The organism is Spirosoma harenae (genome assembly GCF_054776975.1).
Window position 1 is genome coordinate 1 of record NZ_BAAHBD010000006.1, and the last position, 22384, is coordinate 22384.

Here is a 22384-nt window from a genome sequence, read left to right on the forward strand (position 1 = left end):
GGACAGTTGTTGCGCAGGTTATGCACCAGCGGTGGCATCACCGGTTGGGCAATGTTCACCACTACCTCCTCCGACTTGACCGAGCTACACCCATTTGCGTCCATGAGTTGCACGCTATACGTTCCGCTCTGCTTGACGACGATGGCCTGCGTGGTCGCCCCATTGCTCCACTTATAACCGGCACCCGCAGATGCTTTCAGGATGACCGAGTCCCCGTAACACAGACTCAACCCACCCACGGCACTAACCGATGGCGGTGTTTTGATGCCGTTGATGGTGAGTAGCATCGCATCACTAGCCACCGGGCAGCTGGCGTTGTTGGTGCTCACCGACAGCGTCAAGGTCACCATACCCGCATCGACATCCCCGGCACTGGCCGTATAGATGGCATTCAGCGCGTATGGGTTATCGAAGCTACCCGTACCGCTGGTGGTCCAGTGGGCCAGGCTACCCGCCCCGCCCATGGTACCCGCCAGTTGATAGGTCTTGGCCGCACACACACTCGCATCAGGACCCGCAGAAGCCGTGGCTGGGTTCTGAGCATCGCAAGGCGAGGGATCACTGCAGGGGATGATCTGCACATGGATCGCCAGCGGCAGGCTGGTGCAGCCATCGATGGTGCGTTCCACCACGTAGTAGGTCCCCGCTCCCACGTGGGCTGGATTCGCTACTTTCGACGTCAGGCTGGCATCACTGTAGTACTCGAACACCCCACCCACCGTTTTCGGACTGCTGGTGACGGCTTTAGCCAGTTCAGCAGTGGTCATCGGGCAGGTATTGGTGATGTCACTCACCGTTGGCTGGGCCACCTTCTTGAGGACCGTTACCAAGACGCTGTTGGAGGGTTCACTCTTACAAGCCGCCGAGTTGCAGCAGCGGGCGGTGAAGGTTTCCGAAGAAGCCAGCGAGACGGTGATCGAGTTACCCACCTGATTGTTGGACCAGGTGACGTAGCTATTCGGTGAACAGCCCTGAGCCGTCAGCGTTACGGGTGCTCCGAAGCAGGCGGTGGCACTGGTGCCGCCATTGACCGTAACGGTCGGCGCGAACGGTTGACCCACGTTGATGGTCGTCAGCGCTGACCAGTCGCCTTCGCACTGACCGACCTGACACTTGACGCGGAAGCTCACATCCTGGGTTGGGGTGACGGTGAGTACCGAACCGGTGCTGCCATCCGACCACAGGTAAGTTCCAGCGCCACAGCCCGTCGCCGTCAGCGATACTGTTTCGCCTACGCAGATGGCCGACTTGTCGCTCACCACGATCGGCACGGCGGTGCTACCCAGACTGATCTGTACGCCGGCTGATGGTTTGCTGGCGCAACCATTCACGGTGCAGATCGCCGTCAGCCCTTGATCGGTGAGGATCGCTTTGGTGTAGGCGGCTCCTACCGTACCATCCGACCAGGTTATTGTCCCATTAGCACAGCCCGTTGCCGTTAGCGACACGGTTCCACCGCTACAGACGGTGAGCGAGGAAGCCGATAACACGGGTGGTTCGACAACCGATACATTGACACTTGCCCCCGTCGCATCCAGAGCGGCACACTTACCGAGGATCAGCTGAGCCACATCCGTTGCGGTCGTAACATTTAGATTCACCTGGGCCAGATCGAAGTAGTTCGCGTCGCCAGCGTTCGCATCGTATACCAAAGTATGGATACTGTAGTTAGCAGCCTCAGCTGGTACTGTGAACTGTGGTGTCACACTGATTTGTGTGATCACACCTGCTTTCGCTAACAGGTAGGAAACAGAGTAGCTGGCTGGTTGTGTTAGCCCACCGTTTGGCGTAGCCGATACCAGCACGGTGCTGCTCGAACCGGCACAGATCGTACCACTCGACGCCAGCGTACCCGCGTTGACCGCACAGTCGCCTGGGTTGAGAACAACCGTATTCGACGGATTGCTCAGACAAGCCCGGAACTGACATTGTGCGTAGTAGCTCTGCGTACCCTGTGGCATCACCACGATCGAAGACCCTTTATTATTGCCATTCACATCATTGGCCGACCAGATCACCGTACCCGCACAGCCCGAAGCTGTTAGGGTCACCGAACCACCTGCCGTTACCGCCGAAGCTGAAGCCGTAATCGTCGGAGCCGCTACTGGAATCACCGTGATGGTGTACGGTGCGGTGCTCGTGCTCTGGCAAGCGCCATCCTGGCAGTAGACGCTGTAGCCCGTGGTGACCGTTGGCGATACGATGATGCTAGTCGTTGTCTCGCCATTGCTCCAGTGCGGAGTACCCTGGCAATTTTTCACCGAGAGTTTGACGTTTTCACCCGGACAGATCGTATCGGCACTGCACAGGCAGCGAACGATCGATGGAGTCGGGGTTGGTGTCACACTCACGTTGATGACGTTTGATTTATCTGATCCTGCGCATGCGGTTCCGTTGGTTGGCGGTACACACACAGCATAGAACTCATGATTCGTTGGCGTCGGAGTAACGGTAACCACGGCTCCAGTCTGACCAGTAGACCATTGGATCGTACCATCGCAACCCGTTGCTGTCAGCGATACAGTTCCACCGCTGCAGATCGATGTCGACGAAGCGATCACCACAGGAGCTGGGGCTTTCGACGTGCTCACCGTTACCCGAACGGAATTAGAAGCGGTGCTTTCACAAGCGCCTAGTTTACAGGTCGCATAGTATTCTTTGCTTTCCGTTGGGTAGATCGTGATCACCGAGCCCGTCAGATTCACCCCGTGCCATTGTACTGTACCCGCACAGCCTGTCGCCGTTAACGATACCGGCTGACCGCTACAGATTCGGGTCGTGCTCACCTTCACAATCGGTGCCGTTGGGTTGACCACGACCACACTCGCTGTGTTCGACTGCGCACTCAGGCAACTACGGAACTTACACTGGGCATAGTAGCTGATGTTGGCCGTTGGCGATACGGTGATGCTGGCCCCGGTTTCACCCGTTGACCATTGAACCGTACCGTTGCAATCTTCCGCCGTCAGTTTCACCGAGCCACCCACGCAGATCGTGTCGGCGCTGGCGGTGATGGTTGGGATGACCGGGGCCACCACGTTGATGGTGTAGATCGGCGACGACTGGCTCACGCAGGTACCATTCTTACAGTAGACTGAGTAGGTGTTGCTACCCAGCGATGGGGTCACAATGATGCTGCTGGTGGTGGCCGTGGTACTGTTCCAGACGGGCGTACCGATGCAGCCTTGTACGGTCAGCGTAGCGGTTTCACCGGGGCATACCACCGAGCAGCAACTCACAATCGTTGGTGCTGGCAGATCCGTCATCATATTGATGGTGATCTGAGCGGGATTGCTCAAGCAGTTATTCAGACGACACTGAGCGGTGTAGGTCGTTTTGCCATACGGCATGACCACAATCGAAGCGCCGGTCTGGGCTTTGTCGGACCATTCGATCACACCACCCGCGCAGCCCGAAGCGGTCAGGGTCACGGAAGTACCGGGGCAAACCTCGGTCGCACTAGCCGTGATGACTGGCGTTTCTGGCTCGGTTACGGTCACCGTGATCGGTGCCGAGGCTGCGCTGGTACAACCGTTGACGACGCAGCTCGCGCTGTAGGTAGTCGTCACGCTTGGCGTAGCGAAGATGGTGACTCCGGTGCTGCCATTGCTCCAGCGGACGGTGCCGTTCTCACAGCCTTTGGCGCTGAGCGTTGTGGTATTTCCCTTACAGATCTGGGTGATCGCACAGATCAGCGTTGGCGGCTGCACGTTGCAGTTAATCACTGGGGTTACCACACGGGAAGTATCGTTGCTTGTAAGCGCCGGATCGTTGTTGGTTCCGCCGATGATAGCCGTATTCGTCAACGAATTAACCCCACCAGTGATCGTCGCTTCGATCAAGAGCACTCGGCTCGAACCGGCCGTCAGCGTACCGATGTTCCAGATACCCGTTGCTGGGTTATACTGGTTAACTGGCGTCGCACTCACAAAAGTCAGCGTTGGTGGCAGCAGATCGGTCACTTTCACATCGGTTCCCGTTGCAGGCCCGTTGTTGGACGCCATAATCGAATAGGTGATTTTCTGACCAACCGAGAACGGTCCAGCCGACACCACATCTTTCAAGACTTCCAGATCAGCCAGACACTGACCTACCGTGATCGTTAGTGACGAACGAGTGCTACTCACGCAACCTTCGGCACTAATGGCTTCAGCCGTGTACACCACTGCGCCAACCTTACCCGGAGTAATGGTCAGTTTACCACCACTAACGGTAGTGCCGATCAGCGTTCCAGCTTCATCATACCAGTTTATTTTTCCATTCGGTACAAAACCAATCAACATTGTACTGTTACCCTGACAAACGATTGTATCGTCGCAGGCAACACCCAATGGCGCATCTGGTCGTTTGTTTATTTGCACCAATACTGAGTAGGTAGCAGGCGTACAGATACCGCCTTGTCCATCAGGATCATTCGTCGTAGCTGTAATCAGTACACTACCCGCTGCTATATCAGACGGAGTTGGTGTGTAGCTCGCTGTCAGGCTCGTGCTGAATGCACCACCTGCCGAGGTACTCCAGGTAACACTCGTTGCTGAACCACCCAGTACAGCCTGAAGCGGGATCGCATCACCGCTGCAGATCGATGCAATAGCCGTAGCCGTTACGCTTGCAGGATTCTGACAGTTACAATCAACGATGCTAACTGTCAATACTTCTGGCGTGCTATAGCAAGTACCCAATCTGCCGAATACGTAGTATGTACCTGAGCCAACTGACGTCAGATTCGCGACTGGCGTTGTCCGGTTAACATCTGCATACCATTCGTAGGTCACACCAGAAGCTGCGTTTTGGATCGCAACCTGAGCCAGGTTAACCGTTCTGGCTGGGCAGGCATTGGTAGCCGAGCCAGCAATAATTGGTTTTTCGACCACATTAACTGTTACCGAAACCGGCTGACGTGGGCTTACACAACCGTCTGCATTGAAAGCTTCAGCGTAGTATATAGTCGTTGTTGACGGTGTAACGGTTAGCGACGCACCATTCGATGTCGTTGCAAACGAAGTCGGATCACTTCCTGCATGCCAGTGAATCTGCGCTGCCGTTACCGACGAGGAAGCCGTTAATGTCGCAGCCTCACCCACACAGATCGCCAAACTATTCGAGACAATCAGGCTGAAGTTAACTGGACACGTAAAGAAGCCAGCATCCAGTGATAGATTCTGCTCAACAGCCGCCAGAGTCACGGATTGTGTACGACCCGTTATTGGATCGGCATCACTATCCTTCTCATCATCACCCTGGTTGGCGAGCGTAGCGGTATAACCTGCTGGCGCTGTGAATCCAACTGAGTAGCTGAAGCTGCTGCCTGGTGTTAAGCCCGTGAACGAGTAGAGGCCAGAAGCATCCGTAGTAGTTGTCAGAGACGCTACATTATTGACATACAGCGTAACGACTACATTCGGAATGCCAGGTTCGGTGCTCGGATCTCCCTGAATACCATTTTTATCGGTATCTACCCACACATAATTACCTAAAGTAGCCGTCGGTAGCGTGATGTTGATGATTGAGTAATCACTATCATCTTCATCATCAGCCGGATTGGCTTTATGATTTTCAGTGATCACATCATCCTTCGGCGTACCATCGTTGGTCGGATCATTGTCCGGAGTCGAATCGATGTCCGTTGGTGGGGTGTTGGTCGGATCATTGTCATCATCCGCAGCACTGATTTCAGCGACGTTGGTCAGGCTGGTGCCCTGGAAGTTAGCCGCAACCGTCATCACTAACGATACGACCGTATCCCGACCAGCAGCCAACGTACCACTGATGGTGCGCGTGGCGATGTTACCAGTTTGACTCCAGTTGGCATCTGCCAATACTAAGCCCGTTGGTAAATAGTCGCTTACTTCAATGCGTTGTGCAGCCACTGTTCCCTGGTTAACAACCCGAAGCTGGAACGTTACCTGAGAACCAGGCGTAATTGGCTGCGTTTGCGATGGAGACAGGCTTTTCACTAGAGCTAGATCAAAGACTGGTGTTGCTACGACTCGTATCGGAGCGACATCACTATCGTCCTCTCTTGGTGTACCATCGTTGTTTGGATCATTGTCCGGTGTCGAGTCTACATCCGTTGGTGGTGTATTGTTCGGATCTTTATCGTCGTCTGCTTTGCTGATTTCAGCCACGTTGATCACGTCGGTGCCTGCCTGAGCCGATACGAGTGTTAGGACGAGCGGAATGTTGATCGAATCTCCAACCGCCAGCGAATCAACCGTATGGGTAATTAAACCAGTGGCTGATCCTGTCCAGGTGCTGGCTGCTGCCAGACTCATGCCCGTCGGAATGTAGTCAGTCACTTCGATGGCATACGCTTTTACGTTGCCCTGGTTGTACACTGTAATGGTATAAGGAACATTCTGGCCCACTGTTGCCGTGGTAGCAAGAACTCTCTTTTTCAGAGCCAGATCAAACACACCTGGGATGTAGAAGCCAGCATCCAGCGTCTCGTTGTTTTCGCCAGCCGCCAGAATGATCGGCGAGGTTTTTCCATCGACATCCGCATCGCTGTCCTTCGTATCATCAGCGCCCTGATTAGCCAGTGTAGCCGTAAAGCCTGCTGGTGTAGTGAAGCCGACTACATAGCTATAGCTGCTGCCCGGTGTTAAGCCCGTAAAGCTGTAGTAACCTGTTGATGACGTTACCGTCGTAGCCGACATTGCTCCGTTGACGTACAGCGTAACAACTACGTTCGGAATGCCAGGTTCATTCGTATCCTGGATACCATCCTTATCAAGGTCATTCCAGACGTAATTACCCAGGCTCGCATCAGGTACATAGAAGCCAGCATCCAGTGAGAAGTTCTGCTCACCAGCCGCCAGAGTCACAGATTGTGTACGACCCGTTATTGGATCAGCATCACTATCATTCTCATCATCAGCGCCCTGATTAGCCGCTGTAGCTGTATGACCTCCCGGAGTCGTGAAGCCCACTGAGTAGCTGAAGCTGCTACCCGGTGTTAAGCCTGTGAAGCTATAGAAGCCAGTCGGACTAGTATAGGTTGTATCGGTTGGATTGCCATTGGTATAGAGAATAACCATGACACCCGCTAAACCTGGCTCACTTCCATCCTGAATACCATCCCGATCCGTATCGTTCCATACGTAATCACCCAGGCTGGCAGTTGGCAGATAGAAACCAGCATCGACCGTAGGATTATTGCGGGCTGTGCTCGATATCGGCTGGCTTGTATCAATTGTATAAATGCCCGTAAAGCCGTTTACACCCGCGTCACTATCTAAGTCATCCGTAACCCCTGCGGCATTAACCGACGAAGACTGATAACCCGTTGGTGAAATGAATCGGACGATATAGTTCCCATCCGTAAGGCTATCAAACTGGTATAGACCGCCACCAGCGGTAACGGTTGAATCTAATAGGGTTGTGCCAAGCTGATCGTACAGGTAAACTTTTACCCCATCGATACCGGGTTCGCCATTATCCTGTTTTCCATCATGATTACTGTCAGCCCAAACAAAATCGCCCAGACTTCCATAAGGTCCCTGCTCTACCTGTATATCGCAGCAATTTGACGAAGGACAACTATTCCGGTAGGTTACAAATCGATAAACGCCGGGGCTTTTGATTGTCAGCGACGAATCACTGTTCACCTCGGCTAAAGAAGTCGATACAGCCGATGTGCTGATTGGGACACCATTCCGATACCAAACAATCTGGTCATACCCCGATGGAACCTGTACGGTGTATTCATCGCCAGTGTACCAGAGAATAGGGACCGAAAAGCAAACCGCGTCAATATCATCTTCAACCAGAACATGGTTATTCGGACTTGAGTCAATATCGGTCTGGTCAGCGGCTGTTACTTCGGCCGTATTGAACCAAACCCCTTGTCCCATCACGGTAGCCTGAAACACCAAAACGGCCGAGTCGCCAGCAGCAATGGAAGGAATATTCCAGAGAAGACTGGTAGCTGTAGCCGATCCGGTTGCCGTGATCGTACCCGATGCTCCGTGCGTAACACTGGCCGAGTTCGGAATATAGGCGACCCCTCCAATGGGAAGGTCATTTTTAACAGATACGCCAGTAGCCGTTGTTAGGCTGGTGGCAGTTGAACTTGTTGTATTGGCTACAACAACGGTATAAGTAAGAATGCTACCACTAGCTGGCAACTGGCTACTAACCGTTGTACGGACATTCAGATCGACTCCTGGTGCCTGCTGGGCCTGCGCTGTCAATGAGGCAAAGCTAGCTAGCAACAACAGGACCATCGATACCATTCCATTCAGAATAGGTCTGGCTGTAAACGTAAGATGATCCGCAAACGAGGATAGCGGGACAACCAGGTTGCCTCGCCCGAACGGATTCTTTCTTACAGTCACCGATCCTGTTTCCGTTGCTACGGACAAATTCGTCTTATGAGGTGATTCGCTTAGTAAAAGTTGCTCATTCATTGGACATTGTACTAAAAAATAATAAGCTTTTTTTATCGCATACAGCAGATACCCTGGGGGACCGGAATCGATAAAATTAGGCGGGTCCTGGTCAATCTCAGCGAGATAATGATCTGCTTTTTCACGCCGGATTGATTGTGGAGAAGCGCTTGTGAGGTGTCTATTTTTTTGAGCGTGTTGAGTAGCCTGAGTGAGTCTACTTCCTCGATGCATTAATTCCCAGATAAAGCGAATTATCCGCCCGATAAATGGAACGATCCGGCCTGAATCATCCGTGGTTTGATGACTCTTCGTTAACCTGAAATAGGTATTTACAGGCTTGGGATGTTCTGTTTGTAGTGTAGACATTTTCTCCATCTGAAACTGGTTTGGGACGTTCTCCTGGTAGCCTGATAAACTCTGGCTATCCTATCATAAAATAAGTTACGGCGAATAAGCCTTGTGTTACAGGGCTTTTTGCTACCCAAAAATCAACTAAAACTATGCCAAACAACCGTTTCTAACCGGCGTTTAGGCCAATAAGCCTAAAAAGTCTGTTTTACAGATATTTATTAAATCGTAACCTCAGACCTGGTATATCGTAAATGGGTACGGTGGGGCCGCTGACTCTACAGTAGCGACTAGTAGACGGGGTAATGGATGGTTAGCGAAAACTATGCCAACTGTATGTAAACAGCTTCGCGACTAGTATTAATTTATGGAAAAGTCAGCTCACTATACAAATATGACCTGATTTAATCCGTCGGAAGATGTCCTGAAGAAGTATACGGCATCCATCTATATTCGCTTATCTACCCTAAGTGAATCTATTCGGAGCACACTGGGATGAATAAGGCATTTACTTTTCGGCCATGATGGAACATAAAGAAAGCCACCCTTTTTAGAGTGGCTTTCTGATACTATCGGGTAAGTTCGTCAGTTAAAAATCATAACCCAGTGTGAGGTAAGCAATTGGCTTGCCAACCGTTTTGTCCTCAAGGCCCCAGGCGTAATCGAATTTCACGAAGTAGCCAAAAATCATGGTTCTGGCCCCGGCACCGTATCCAATTAAGAATGGATTTTTAAAATTGGTCACAATTGCCCGGAACGGGATTGGGTATCCACCCACAACCTCCGTATTCAGACTATTCTGCTGACTGAATGGACCATTTCCTGTCCATGCCGTTCCAATGTCGGAGAAGGCTACTAACTGAAGATTACGCAGGAAATTCGAAGTTATATTCCCTCTGTATAAGTATCGAATTAACGGTACGCGAAGCTCGGCGTTGAACAGCATGTAGCTATTTCCGGTCAACTTGCCCTGACGGAAACCCCGTAAAGGAGCCGCAAAATCCAGGAAGAACACATCCCGATAATCATAAGGGACTTCGTTCCGCATGGTATTGGGTACGATAAGCGGATTCGAAGCAACGGCTTCCTGCGTGGCCTGCTTGGTACCGATCCAGTTTTCCATTCCACCCAACGTAGCCTTCTTTGGCGCTGCACCACCCGACTGACTAAAAGCAAACCGAGCCGCTAAAATGAGGTCGCGATGAATTTTCTGATAGTGCCTCAGGTCAAGTGATAAACGGCGGAATCCATCCGATGATGATCGCAAACCGGCGTACTCTTCGTAACGAAGTTTGGCCTTGGTCCCTTCCACCATGTTCATGCCGTTCATCTTCGTATTATCAAAGACAAATTCGCCCCGCAGGCCAGCAAAATCAGAAACGCGATCAGCTTCGGCAAATGACGATAAATCGATCAGGCGAGTCATCGCATAAAAAGGCGATACCGTGAACCGGCTGTTGACTGAAATCGGGTATGAAGCGGATACCGCAAACCGGTTATACCGATATTTTTGCAATAATCCGGCTCCATCAACAAAAAGTGTTTGCCGGTCAATTCGAGCACCGTAATCGATTCGATGCGTCAGGTTTGTGTATTCAGCAAACAACTCACTGTTACGGAGTGTATTCGTCAGACTGATAAAACCACCAGCTCGCACCACGTGATTTTCCAACAAATCGGTCAGCGTAACATCCTGAGCATACCCAAATCCTTTAATTGGATCGATTCGCCAGCTTGAGGGTGCTTCGTTGATGCCAAATGTGCCCTTGTATTCAAATGGTCCCCGAATGGTAATATTTTCGCGACGGCGATTTCGCGGCAGCGTCGTTGTCAGGCCAGGCGATACCCCCGTTGTAGAGCGACGCTGGCGATATTCCGTCGCTTTCAGTACATCCGCATCGAACTGGTAATTATCGGTATCCACTTCACCCGGATCCAGGGCCAATCGTTTTATAGAATCGGGTTTTGCCTGAATTGTCGCATTCCGAGCCGTTGCGCTTGAATCGGATAACGTTGGTTTAACCTGACCAGTCGAGTCAGGTTTCGCCTTTACGATCGCTGTTCCATTAGCCCGGACGTTAGCCTGGCTGCGTTGTGTAGGAGGAGATTGTAACGGCTGAGTCAGATTGATCTGCGAACGAAATCCAATAAATTCATTCCCGTTTTTCAAACTGCTGTAGACAAATCCACCGTTGGATGGATTTAGATCATATAACCGGATGCTTTGCGGAAAAGCCGTTAGTTGCACTACAGAACGACCTTCTGTTTGTAGTCGATATAAATTCCGAATGCCATTAACGTCATTCAGGAAATAAATTGTGTTTTCGTCGGCGGGAATTGGCTGTGTAGCATGGTAGAGCGAATCCGTTAGGCGAACCACCGATAAATCGCGGGCACTTCCCTCGTGTGAGAAAAGCACCATCTGATCCCGAATGGTTTTATAAGACCCTTTGTCGACACCCAATGTATCTTCCCGACGGTTCGAGCTAAAGACAACCTGCCGAGCGGTGCGGCCAATAAAGGACGGATACATGTCGTCATAAAGATCGTTTGTCAGTTGCTGATACGAACCACGGTTGATGCTGTACAGAAACAAATCGTTCTGCCCTTTTCGATCAGCACTCAAAATCAGACTACCGCCATCCTCAGAAGCATCCATCCAGACAACCTGCGATAAACTATTGACCTTGCGTTTAAATTCACGCTTGGGCTTTTTCTCGATCGAGTATTTATACAGATTCGTTTCGCCTAGTTCATCCGTGATAATAAGCAGATTATTGTCCTTCTGCCAGGCAACCAGGGGTGTGCTTGCCCGATTAGCCTCACCATCAAGTCGATACCCACCCGACAGAACCGACATTTTTTTGCGGTTTGTGGTGTTAACGACTTCTATATGAAACTTACCATCGCGCAGAATTGAATAAGCAATAAATTGTTTATCAGGGCTTAACTTCAAACTAACCAGGTTAGTCTTATCGTCAGCCGAACCAACTTTAAATTCAAACGAATCGGCTGAATGTTGATACGACTGCGCGATGCTGTTCGCCATACCGGCATAGTATTCACGCCATTCGCGCAGGAATCGACTATAAGGTATGCCCAGCGTACTGGAAATACTATTCTGCTCATTGCGAATGATCCGGGTCAGGTTCAGGATATTCGATACATTATCACGACCGTAGCGCTGAACAATGTAATTCCAGATTGAATGGCCAACTTTTTCGGCATCAGCTCCCGACAGTAGGGATGGTTTTCGAACAGGGCGAGTCAGCGAAACATCGCGCATGTAATCATCCAATTCCAGGCTATTCCCTTCCGCTATGTACGACGCAATACCGGGCATAAACCAGTCGGGAAGGGTAAGCAGCAGCGAACTCTGGAGGGCGTCTTTCAAACTTCCGCCATACAGCATATCATACACGAACAGCATGGACACATCGTGTATAATCTGTCGTCGGAAACTAATCTGATCACCGGTAAACGCCAGTTCGATCCGCGATTTAGACAGATTTTGTTCGCGGCTATTCAGGCCACTCTGCGCGTTCAGACCAATATTGCTCTGCGTAAGTTCGGAGGGGGAATTAAACAGAAAAATCTTGACCCGATTGTAAGGTGTATACCCCAGCAATTCAGTAATCCGATCAAACTCGGATTCAGCATATTGTGCCGTCAGATTAGCAACCTGGGTTCCATCCTGATAATAGTAAATTTCGAAGTTCGACGTTCGGATGATTTTCCACTCAAAATTCCGGTACTGAATTCGATTTTTCCCGAATCGCTCCAGCGATGGATAGTTTTGTGCCGTAGCTACGCTCAATCCGCCCAGCCACAAGCCCAACATGACTATGTATTGATTGCGCATAAGTTTATAAATACGCCTAATAACTAATTACTATTATTTTTCTCCTCCTAATAACGAAACACATCGGCTAATATTCGCTTCCGGCTCCAAATCTTCGCCATCTAATAAATACCTCGCAAATTGTTCGGCCAAATAGGGCGCTAATGATACGCCTTTTGTGCCCATTCCACCAAAAATACCAATGGTTGGGTGGCTGGGATGCAGTCCAATAAAGGGACGTCGGTCTTTTGTCGATGGGCGAATACCGGCTTGTTGCCCTACCACGGTATAAGGCACTTTCAACAACTCACGGACTTTCGACTCTAAAAACGCCCGACCGTCATCGGTTGTTTGCCAATCCAAATCATGCCAGCTATAGGTTGCTCCTATTTTCAGCAAACCTTTCCGAACGGGCAACATAAAAATTCCCTGATTGACGATATTGGAAATCGAATAATTCTCAACTACCGCCGTCAGAATCTGACCTTTCACAGGGTTGTAGGGAAGCCAGCTGAACAACGGATTTTCGCGGGCCATAACGCCATCACAAAATATAACTTTTCCAATAGTCAAGCCTTTCCATTCAACGTCACTATCGCTAATTTTCAGGTCAGCTATTCTGACTTTCCCCTCGAAATATTGATTCTTTTTTATGAAATACCCTTTAATAATTCTGCCAAACTCCGTTAAATCCAGCCAGCCTGCCTGCGTGACTTCAATGCCCCCAAAAGGATTGTTGATAAAACCACTATAATTCTCATTATCAACATTTTCAATCACATACGATTGAATTTCCGGTTCGCTCGTAAATGCTAAATAAGCTTTTTTTTCTTCGGTTGACCGGAAGGGACGATAGATATTTTTTGGATGGTAGAACCGAACAGCAAGATCCTCTTCTATCTGGCTATAAAATTGATGCAAAAAGGGAAATAACGCATCGGCTTTCCAGGTTCGAACGAGTTTCCGCCCGGTTAGGGGATTGACTATACCAGCCGCTACACCCGATGCAGATGGTAGCCCAGGGTCGTCAGCCAGTATGACCGAACAACCACGTTGATCGAGTGTCCAGGCTAATACTGAACCAGCCACACCCTGGCCAACAATCAGAAAATCAACGTTCATATTTTTAAAAACAAAAAAGGATGTTTTTGTCATACTGAGAAACGAAGCGTCTTAACGTCTCTTACCTCATAGGTTAGGAAACATTAAGACGCTTCGTTTCTCAGTATGACAAAAACATCCTTTTTTAGTCGATTTCAATAACTGAAACAACTTCTATTTGAGCAATAGCTTTTTTTCCCGTTTCCGATGCAATTCCGCCAATCGTCGGTCGGCAAGTTCGATTACCCAATCTACCTGTTCTTCAATGGTCATGTAGGATGTATCGAGCAAAACGGCGTCGGGGGCCTGAACGAGCGGGCTCTCAGCACGCGTTGTATCAATGAGGTCGCGTTTTTCCAGATTTTGGATAATCTCCTCAAGGTTAACCAATTCACCTTTGGCCAGTAGCTCCTGTTGTCGGCGTTTGGCCCGCGTGTAGGTGTCGGCCGTCATAAACACTTTTACTTCGGCATCGGGGAAGACTTTGGTACCAATATCGCGGCCATCCATCACCAATCCTCGTTTACGCCCCATCTGCTGTTGCTGCGCCACCATTGACCAGCGCACCTCAGGAATGGCACTAACCTCACTGACTATATTGGAAATGTACATTTTACGAATTTCCTCTTCCACGTTCAACCCGTTCAGACAAGTTTCGTTCTTGCCCGTACGCGGGTTATGTTTGAATGCGATGTGGATTTTTTCCAGTGCTAATACAACATCTCTATGACTGGAAAGGGAAATACGTTCCTGTATAAAATACAGGCTGACAGCGCGATACATTGCACCAGTATCGATGTATCCGTAGCCCATCCGGGCCGCTACAGCTTTAGCAGTTGTGCTTTTTCCGCAGCTCGAATATCCGTCAATGGCAATAACGATCTTCGGCATGAATGGTCGATCCGCCGAAGCGGTTAGGTTCCTACAAAGTAACCACAAAAATGGCGTATAGTTAAGGAAGTTTTCGTCTGTCGACTCTGAAATTTGGTTAATATCAGCTAATCAACAGCAAATGACTACGTTATATCCCTATGTTCGCTACGAAGAATAGCGAAAATATGCTCGTCTAAATACTGATTATTTTTCACAGCCGCTTTTTTCAGAACAGCCTCGTGTCGATAACCCGCATGTTCGAGTACGCACATCGATCCGATGTTGCCTTCAAGCACACAGGCAAAAATGCGATTTACCTGAAAATTCTGAAATATATACTTCGTCATGATCGGTACGGCCTCTGTCATTACGCCCTGCCCCCAATAATCTTCACTGATCCAGTAGCCGATTTCAGCATTGTAGCGGTAGATATCATCTTTCACGGTAAATCCAATGTTGCCGACGGCCTCGCCATTTATTTCAATAGCCAGGTTACTCGGTTGCTGATACGACTTGTTTGAGCGTATCCAGGAGTGCGCATCGCGCGGGGTGTATGGATAGGGGAAAAAATCACGAACGTAATTCCATATATGCCGATTGCTGGCATGATGAATTAACGAATCTTCATCTCCTTCACGCCAGGGGCGTAATTGACCAATAGAAATCGGAAAAGAAATCAAAGCAATAGTAGTGGTTAAGCCAGGCTATGGGTTAAATAAACCCTAACAAAGTATACGAATAAAAGTTACTCAAGGCCGCTAATTACTGAGGCTAAGTTAACGTTCGCCACCCAATACTACGAAATAACTTTATCCTTCGTTTATCCACTTTCACACCTTTCTTGCTGGGATTCGTCGGAAAAGGCAGGTAGTACGCTACTTAGTATACTAGTTTTGAGTCATTCCCGTTCACCTCACCCCTAGCCTCTTTCCTAAAGGAGGAAAACTGGCAACAACTTGTAAATCAATCCAATTTCACAACTATGAAAACTGCCGTTGCTCAAACAGACGAAAGTGCCGTTCGACAGGTATTCGACAGGCTGGCGGTTGCCTGGAATGCGGGAGATGCTCATGCCTTTGCGCAATGCCTGACCGACGATTGTGATTACGTCACCTTTGCGGGGCAGCATATAAAAGGTCGGCAGGAAAACGAACAGATCCACCAGGATTTATTTACCTCATGGGCACTCAACGGATCAACTATGCATTCAGACGGGTCGAAATCATCCATTACTTTTTTGAGTGATACAATCGCGTTGGTTCATTCGACCGGCACCATACAACTACGGTTTCAGAAAAAGCCACCTCTGGATCGTCTTTCGATTCAAACGACCGTTTTGGTAAAAGAAGCTGACGAGTGGAAAATCCGGGCGTTTCATAACTGTCGAATTCAAAAGCCGGGGTTATTTCAACGAATTCTGATGGCGTTGAAAAGTAAATAAGACCACCGAAAATTTAGTACATTTAAACCAACCGTAAACTAAGAAAATGACTCGCGAGCAACTCATTGGGACAATTGGCAAAAATGGCCGACGAATCAATATGATGGGGTCTGACCTGGAAAGGTTTGACTTCAGTGATCTCGACCTAACCCAGGCTGACCTTAGTTTCTCTAATCTGGAGGGGGCTAATTTCCGGGGAGCTATCCTGCGACAAGCTAATCTGAGTTTCTCTAATCTGGGTGGAGCCGATTTTACCGATGCGGATCTTTACGAGGCCAACCTGAATTTCAGTTCACTCGAAGGGGTGAACTTAACGGGCGCTAATGTCGAAGGGGCTACGTTTAATTTTTCCGGACGTAGCCGCTACCGCCCGGACTCAGAACTACGAGCTGAGCCGATTACGCTGACGACCGTTTTGCAAAAACCTGGCTGGGGTACAGTTATTGGCGCTTTGTTGGGAGCACTGCTGATCTATGGTTCGAATGCGATCATCTTCTTCACGAACCTAATTGCCAAAACCGATGACCCCGTGATGGCGGGTCTGTATCGGTATTTAATTGTTCAGAACTTATCCGAAGGTAGCATTTCCTTCCTGGTCACCTGGGCACTTTCCGGCTGGCTCCTGCATCAGTTTTCATCCGTCTGGGCACGCCATTTAGCTATTAGCTTTGTAGCGCTTGTTTGCTTTTTCGTGGTTAACTCAACGGCCTATTTGTTGATGGGAAGGCAATATATTGAGGAGTTGATTAAGCGGCCCGAAGGCATTCAGGAAACAGCCAGCTGGTACTTTTTTGCTTTAGGCAACCTAGTGATTGCCAACCTATTTCTATACGTATTGCATCAGGGTCGGCAGCTGTCGCGGAAGCTGTCGGAACAGGAATTTCAGTTGCTGAATCTGGAAAAGCTGAAAACTCGTGCTGAATTAGATGCACTACAGGCCAAAATCAACCCCCATTTTCTGTACAACGCTCTCAACAGCATTGCTAGTTTAGTACACGACGACCCCGATAAGGCCGAAGAAATGACGCTTTTACTATCGAAACTATTTCGGTATTCGACCGGGCGGGATGGTGAACTGTTCTCAACCCTGGCCGACGAACTGGAAATGGTCCGTACATACCTGAAGGTAGAGCAGGTGCGATTCGGGAATCGGCTCACGTTCAGCGTCGAAGTCGCTGATCCAGCTCTGAATGAGTTGAAATTACCTCAGTTTCTACTGCAACCTGTAGTCGAAAATGCAATCAAACATGGCATCGCTAAACGAGCCGATTCGGGCCGAATTGACGTTCGAATTTATGAAAAAGCGGGTGAGCTGAATCTATGTGTCCACGATAACGGCCCAGCCTTTCCGGATGATATGGATGGCGGTTACGGACTACGCAGTATTCAGGATAAACTGAAATTGTTGTACGGCAACGATGCCAAGGTTGAACTTCAAAATTGGCCCCTCAAACAAGTATTGCTCTCAATTAGCATGATGAAAATCAAAAATTCCGATAACGCCGTAACTCCCAATACATAATCTCAACATCCCTATGACATTTCCTTTAAAAACCATCCTGGTTGACGACGAACCCTTGGCAATCAATCGTTTACGTCGATTATTAGATAAGCATCGCGATACATTTGAGATTATTGGCGAAGCAACCAACGGAGCTGAAGGACTCACCCTGATCGAAGCCGAGCGACCAGATATTATTTTTCTGGACATTGAGATGCCTTTATTGAATGGCTTCGAAATGCTGGCGAAAGTAACGGCTGTTCCGATGGTTGTTTTCGCAACCGCGTTTAATCAATATGCCATTCGCGCTTTTGAAGAAAACTCAGTAGACTACCTGCTCAAACCCATCGAAGCGGAACGACTGACTCGCACAGCGCAGAAAATCCGGACACTAGTCGAACGAAACGATACAGGCCCGCCCGCCAATAATCCGATGACAGACAGCGTCATGCGCTTGTTGGCCCAGATGCAGCCCAAGAAAGAAATTTATTCGATTTCGGTAAAAACTGGCGAAAAAATCATCCTCGTTCCACTCTCCGACATCGCCTATTTCGAAGCAGAAGACAAATATGTTTTCCTTGCTACGATCGATGGTCAGAAGTACCTGACGAATTATACGCTCACCACATTAGCCGAAAAACTACCGGATACGTTTGTACGCATCAGCCGTTCAATCATGATAAACCGGCATAAAATAGGCGAAGTGCACCGCCATTTCGACGGGAAATTCGTGCTGTCCATGAATGATAAAAAAGGCACAAAACTGAGTAGTGGAAGTACCTATGGTGACGCCGTAAAGCAATTGCTGGAACTGTAAAACAAGACGATGAAAGCAGCTACTGAACGAAAAATCATCCGCTGGTTCCATATTCTAGCCAGCATTCCAATACTTGGCTACATCTACGGTCCGGTTGCTACCTTACCGGAACCGGCCTTTGCTGTTCGCTTCGTCATTCTCCCAGCGGTTATTTTATCCGGTTTCTGGCTCTGGCTGGGTCATTATGCCAAAAAATGGTGGCGTACCCGAGTGCGTTAGTGCAAGTTTTTATCAGCCCATGACTTTAGTCGTGGGTTGCCATATAATCGCACCAAAGCCTTAGCTTTGCTTATAAAGAATCGTTTTATGAGCAAGAAAAACCGGTCTGGCGTAGTGTACTCCACCAATCCAGATTTTCAATACGAATCGAACGAGCAACCTCAGGCCGAAACTCTCCCTCCTACCCAGCAGAATCTCAAAATCTGGCTAGTCAAATTAGGTGGTAATAAAGTCGTGACGACTATTCGAGGGTTCATTGGCACCGAAGCCGATCTGGCCGATCTGGGGAAACAGCTAAAATCAGCCTGTGGAGCGGGCGGTTCTACGAAAGACGATGAAATTCTAATTCAGGGCGACCATCGTGACAAAGCATTGGCGTGGCTCACTGGCAAAGGCTTTAAAGCCAAGAAAGCGGGCGGTTGATTACAAAAATCGCTAAACCTTTGCACAGGCTTCGTCGTTATCGGCGAAAGTTTTCACGTCAATTCAGTACATAATTTTCATGGCAGATAGTATAAAAACAGCTCTCATCACGGGCGGTTCGAAAGGAATTGGGTACGGCATCGCCGAAGTGTTGATCAACGCGGGAATCAAAGTGGCTATCACCAGCCGCTCCTCTGTAGCCGCTGAATTAGCCGCTACTAAATTGAACGAAATCAAACCCGGCTATGCGCTAGGCATCGGTGCCGATGTACGGGATCTGGTATCGCAACAAAAAGCGGTTGAACACATCATAAACACTTGGGGGCAATTGGATTATGTCATCGCCAATGCGGGTGTCGGCCATTTTGCTTCCATACAGGAGTTAACGCCAGAACAATGGCAGGAAACTATTGATATTAACCTGACGGGCGTATTCAACACCGCCAAAGCCACACTCGATTCCCTTAAAAAATCGGAAGGTTATTTTATTACGATTGCCAGTTTAGCGGGCACCAATTTCTTTGAAAAAGGAGCGGCTTACAACGCCAGTAAATTCGGCCTGGTTGGTTTCACGCAAGCCGTCATGCTCGATTTACGGAACGAAGGCATTAAAGTAACCACGATCATGCCCGGCTCCGTAGCCAGCTATTTCAACGATCACCAACCCAGCGAGAAAGACGCCTGGAAAATTCAACCGGAAGACATCGGACAGATTGTCGTCGATCTGATCCGAATGCCAGCCCGTACTTTACCCAGCAAAATTGAAGTACGCCCCACCCGGCCGGGTGGGAAGTGATCATCTGAGAATTAATGAGGGAGCCATTGTAGAGCTTCCTCATTTTCTTTTTCAATAGCAAGATCACGAGCCGTTAATCCGCGACTATCTCGCAGCGAAGCGTCAGCCCCACTGTCAAGCAGCAGTTTAACCAGTTTATTCTGGCTAAACATAACAGCATACATCAGGGCCGTACCACTACTGGCATTTTGCAGATTCACATTAGCACCACTCTCGATTAACTGACGGGCGATATCCGTATAGCCTTTAAAGGCCACCCCCATAAGCGCTGTACTACCGCTGGCATCCTGCATATTCACATCTGCGTTTGCATCCAGCAAAACGCGAACCGCTGCCAACTGACCACTGTAGGCGGCAAGCGTTAGCGGAGTAAATCCTTTGTCATTTTGGATATTTACTTCCACACCACTATCAATAAGTTGATTCAGGTAACGAACGTCACCCTTACGGGCAGCATCAAACAATAAATCTTCTGGACGATTCAATTGAGACGACATACAGAGTCAGAGTTTTCAGGTTGTTAATTAGCCGAGAGCAAACAAGTGGCTATCGATTGCTTGTTTTTAGAAAAACCCCGGTCATGGCAGAGAGTTCCCAACATCAGGAAACGCTACAAACCCGCTGCTGCCTTATTGGTGGCCCCGCCGATATCATGTTAGGGTCGGTACAGATGGACGACATTCGATCATCCAGGAAAAAGCGGGGCTAGGTGCACAGAATTTCAGTGTACCGATTGACATACTCTGGATGCACATTCCAAAAGATCCGGCTATTGGCGAACAATCGCTTGGCTACGTGAAGGGCGATAAATTTATGGTGCTCATTGACCGACACGACTACTTCCAATGTAGCTTTCTGATCCCTAAAGGGCAATATGACTCTATAAAAAAAGCGCGGTCTACCAGCGTTCCAGGCCAATATTCTTGATTTGGCCACCGTTAATACTGACCGGCTGCGACAGTAATATAAGCAGGGATTACTATGCCTTGGGATGCGGCTCATGCCATGTCGCCAGCGGGTAGTGCTGGCGTAAATCTGGCGATTCAGGATGCGGTGGCTACGGCGCATCAGTTAACGAAATCACTTCAGAAAGGACCTGTAAATACCAATGAATTATCCCAAATTCAACGTCGTTGAATGCGGCCATGTCTAATCATGCATAAAGGCAATCCCTTGTCGAATGAATGGCCGTAAACTCCCCGTGTCTGTGCGGCCAGCGTCCCGGTCCTCACAGACACCCGTGCGTCAGCAAGTGTTGCCATCCGGTAAGGGGTCTGTGAGGACCGGGACGCTGGCCGCACAGACCTTGGAAGCGAGAAGCTAATCTCTACTTTACTTCTTCACTGCCTTTACTTCCTGGCCGTCGCGGATTTCTTCAGATGCGGTTCTGACGATAGCCATTCCGGGTTTTACATCACCGAAAACTTCCACCAAGCTATCCAATACATTACCTTTTTGCACAGAAACCCATTGCGCCCGGTTGTCCTTCACGTTGATCAAAAACATCTTTTCGCTGGAACTGACAACGGCCGTTTTAGGAACAAACATTGTTTTCCCTGTCCGTTCAATCGGCATTTGTACTTCGGCATACATACCTGCTTTGAGTTCATGCGATGTATTTGGTACATCGAATTCAGCCATCATCGAGCGATTGGCTTCGACTAAACTCTCAGCCGAACGGGCGAGTTTGGCGTTGAATTGACGGTTTGGCATAGCGTTTACGGTGAACGAAACGGAACTCTTCGCCTGCAATTGATTGGCAAATGTTTCTGGAATAGCGACTGTCAGACGTAACGTTCGGCTGTCTTCCAGTACGAAAAGCGGTTTACCGGCATCACCCGCGCCGACCAATGCGCCGGGGCTGATATTCCGCTCAATGATTATACCGTCAAATGGAGCGGTAATCGTCAGATATTGACGTAGTTGCGTTTTCGCCTGGATGTTCGAACGAGAAGCCTGTACGGTTCCGCGCGCTACGGCGACCATTGCGCTATCGGCTTCCATACGAGCCTGCGCCTGATCGATTTCGTTAGCTGATACGGCCCCTTCCGTTTTGGCAGTTTGCATCAATCGCTGATAAATCAGCCGACTAGCCCTTGCACGAGTCGTTTGCTCAACCAACGTAGCTTCCTGCGACTGCAATTGAGCCTGCGCCCCGCTTAGTTCGGCTACTACTTCAGGAGCGTCGAGACGAGCGAGCAGCTGGCCTTTGTGCACAACCGTTCCCCGATCAACGGGAATGTCGCGAACGAATCCTTTTACTTTGGCGTAGATATTTACCCGATTCCAGGGTTTCAGTTCGCCGGGCAATGAAACGCGTTTGCTAGGCTGTAATTCCTGTACATCTGTCACGACAACCTGTTGTACTTCAGGCTCTTTAGCGGCTGGTTTTTTCTCACTGCTGGCCGATGAACAGGCAGTAATAACAACAGGAACAAAGAGCGAAAGAGTGCCGCAACGGATGTTGAAAGAATGAAAGAGCGAATAGCTACGTCGCGGATTAATACGTGAGTGATTTATGATTGACGGATTCATATCGATTTCCTTTAGAGACAGTTGATGGATGACACTTTCCTTACCCCTAAATCCCCTAAAGGGGACTTTACTTACTCTCTGACGAAGTCCCCTTTA

At 49.3% G+C, this 22384-nt stretch carries 16 protein-coding genes; 9 read left to right on the plus strand and 7 right to left on the minus strand.

What is annotated here, in order from left to right; all coding sequences use genetic code 11:
• The 5 genes from ACYVE4_RS03745 to ACYVE4_RS03765 form a co-directional block, all read right to left on the minus strand.
• Positions 1-8768, minus strand: an 8768-nt coding sequence (locus ACYVE4_RS03745) for an SdrD B-like domain-containing protein (RefSeq protein ID WP_460995573.1), incomplete at its 3' end; no start/stop codon positions are given.
• A gap of 562 nt (positions 8769-9330) precedes the next feature.
• On the minus strand, positions 9331-12603 hold the full coding sequence (locus ACYVE4_RS03750) for a hypothetical protein (protein WP_460995574.1): 3273 nt from the start codon (positions 12601-12603) through the stop codon (positions 9331-9333).
• Between the two features lie 33 nt (positions 12604-12636).
• A complete protein-coding gene (locus ACYVE4_RS03755; RefSeq protein ID WP_460995575.1) occupies positions 12637-13704 on the minus strand; it encodes an NAD(P)/FAD-dependent oxidoreductase in 1068 nt (355 codons plus the stop codon).
• 153 nt (positions 13705-13857) lie between these two features.
• A complete protein-coding gene (gene cmk / locus ACYVE4_RS03760) occupies positions 13858-14574 on the minus strand; it encodes a (d)CMP kinase (protein ID WP_460995576.1) in 717 nt (238 codons plus the stop codon).
• Positions 14575-14699: 125 nt separating this feature from the next.
• Complete coding sequence (locus ACYVE4_RS03765) at positions 14700-15236, minus strand: GNAT family N-acetyltransferase (RefSeq protein ID WP_460995577.1); 537 nt, start codon at positions 15234-15236, stop codon at positions 14700-14702.
• Positions 15237-15538: 302 nt separating this feature from the next.
• Between ACYVE4_RS03765 and ACYVE4_RS03770 the strand changes: the two genes are divergently transcribed.
• The 6 genes from ACYVE4_RS03770 (at position 15539) to ACYVE4_RS03795 (ending at position 19753) form a co-directional block, all read left to right on the plus strand.
• Entirely contained in the window at positions 15539-15997 is a 459-nt protein-coding gene (locus tag ACYVE4_RS03770) for an SgcJ/EcaC family oxidoreductase (RefSeq protein ID WP_460995578.1), read from the plus strand.
• Between the two features lie 46 nt (positions 15998-16043).
• Positions 16044-17519: a histidine kinase gene (locus ACYVE4_RS03775; protein WP_460995579.1), complete on the plus strand. Its 1476-nt coding sequence runs from the start codon at positions 16044-16046 to the stop codon at positions 17517-17519.
• Positions 17520-17532: 13 nt separating this feature from the next.
• The gene (locus ACYVE4_RS03780; RefSeq protein WP_460995580.1) at positions 17533-18315 is read left to right on the plus strand and encodes a LytR/AlgR family response regulator transcription factor; all 783 of its coding nucleotides are present in this window, start codon (positions 17533-17535) and stop codon (positions 18313-18315) included.
• A gap of 9 nt (positions 18316-18324) precedes the next feature.
• Entirely contained in the window at positions 18325-18534 is a 210-nt protein-coding gene (locus ACYVE4_RS03785) for a hypothetical protein (protein ID WP_460995581.1), read from the plus strand.
• 87 nt (positions 18535-18621) lie between these two features.
• Positions 18622-18957 carry a translation initiation factor gene (locus ACYVE4_RS03790; RefSeq protein ID WP_460995582.1) on the plus strand — a complete coding sequence of 112 codons (336 nt, stop codon included), beginning with the start codon at positions 18622-18624 and terminating at the stop codon, positions 18955-18957.
• 79 nt (positions 18958-19036) lie between these two features.
• Complete coding sequence (locus tag ACYVE4_RS03795) at positions 19037-19753, plus strand: SDR family oxidoreductase (protein ID WP_460995583.1); 717 nt, start codon at positions 19037-19039, stop codon at positions 19751-19753.
• A gap of 11 nt (positions 19754-19764) precedes the next feature.
• On the opposite strand, the gene ACYVE4_RS03800 is transcribed toward ACYVE4_RS03795, so the two are convergent.
• Complete coding sequence (locus ACYVE4_RS03800; RefSeq protein ID WP_460995584.1) at positions 19765-20250, minus strand: ankyrin repeat domain-containing protein; 486 nt, start codon at positions 20248-20250, stop codon at positions 19765-19767.
• 83 nt (positions 20251-20333) lie between these two features.
• Between ACYVE4_RS03800 and ACYVE4_RS03805 the strand changes: the two genes are divergently transcribed.
• From ACYVE4_RS03805 to ACYVE4_RS03815, 3 genes are read left to right on the plus strand one after another with little or no spacing between them, the layout of a single operon-like run.
• Entirely contained in the window at positions 20334-20462 is a 129-nt protein-coding gene (locus ACYVE4_RS03805; RefSeq protein WP_460995585.1) for a hypothetical protein, read from the plus strand.
• Positions 20463-20500: 38 nt separating this feature from the next.
• Complete coding sequence (locus ACYVE4_RS03810) at positions 20501-20680, plus strand: hypothetical protein (RefSeq protein ID WP_460995586.1); 180 nt, start codon at positions 20501-20503, stop codon at positions 20678-20680.
• A gap of 54 nt (positions 20681-20734) precedes the next feature.
• On the plus strand, positions 20735-20890 hold the full coding sequence (locus tag ACYVE4_RS03815; RefSeq protein WP_460995587.1) for an FAD-dependent monooxygenase: 156 nt from the start codon (positions 20735-20737) through the stop codon (positions 20888-20890).
• A gap of 195 nt (positions 20891-21085) precedes the next feature.
• On the opposite strand, the gene ACYVE4_RS03820 is transcribed toward ACYVE4_RS03815, so the two are convergent.
• Entirely contained in the window at positions 21086-22288 is a 1203-nt protein-coding gene (locus ACYVE4_RS03820; protein ID WP_460995588.1) for an efflux RND transporter periplasmic adaptor subunit, read from the minus strand.
• Positions 22289-22384: the final 96 nt, after the last annotated feature.

Coding starts and splice junctions, on each gene's coding strand:
- ACYVE4_RS03750 (WP_460995574.1), bottom strand. CDS start 12,603: ATGCGCAATCAATACATAGTCATGTTGGGCTTGTGGCTGGGCGGATTG.
- ACYVE4_RS03755 (WP_460995575.1), bottom strand. CDS start 13,704: ATGAACGTTGATTTTCTGATTGTTGGCCAGGGTGTGGCTGGTTCAGTA.
- cmk (WP_460995576.1), bottom strand. CDS start 14,574: ATGCCGAAGATCGTTATTGCCATTGACGGATATTCGAGCTGCGGAAAA.
- ACYVE4_RS03770 (WP_460995578.1), top strand. CDS start 15,539: ATGAAAACTGCCGTTGCTCAAACAGACGAAAGTGCCGTTCGACAGGTA.
- ACYVE4_RS03775 (WP_460995579.1), top strand. CDS start 16,044: ATGACTCGCGAGCAACTCATTGGGACAATTGGCAAAAATGGCCGACGA.
- ACYVE4_RS03780 (WP_460995580.1), top strand. CDS start 17,533: ATGACATTTCCTTTAAAAACCATCCTGGTTGACGACGAACCCTTGGCA.
- ACYVE4_RS03785 (WP_460995581.1), top strand. CDS start 18,325: ATGAAAGCAGCTACTGAACGAAAAATCATCCGCTGGTTCCATATTCTA.
- ACYVE4_RS03790 (WP_460995582.1), top strand. CDS start 18,622: ATGAGCAAGAAAAACCGGTCTGGCGTAGTGTACTCCACCAATCCAGAT.
- ACYVE4_RS03795 (WP_460995583.1), top strand. CDS start 19,037: ATGGCAGATAGTATAAAAACAGCTCTCATCACGGGCGGTTCGAAAGGA.
- ACYVE4_RS03800 (WP_460995584.1), bottom strand. CDS start 20,250: ATGTCGTCTCAATTGAATCGTCCAGAAGATTTATTGTTTGATGCTGCC.
- ACYVE4_RS03805 (WP_460995585.1), top strand. CDS start 20,334: ATGGCAGAGAGTTCCCAACATCAGGAAACGCTACAAACCCGCTGCTGC.
- ACYVE4_RS03810 (WP_460995586.1), top strand. CDS start 20,501: ATGCACATTCCAAAAGATCCGGCTATTGGCGAACAATCGCTTGGCTAC.
- ACYVE4_RS03815 (WP_460995587.1), top strand. CDS start 20,735: ATGCCTTGGGATGCGGCTCATGCCATGTCGCCAGCGGGTAGTGCTGGC.
- ACYVE4_RS03820 (WP_460995588.1), bottom strand. CDS start 22,288: ATGAATCCGTCAATCATAAATCACTCACGTATTAATCCGCGACGTAGC.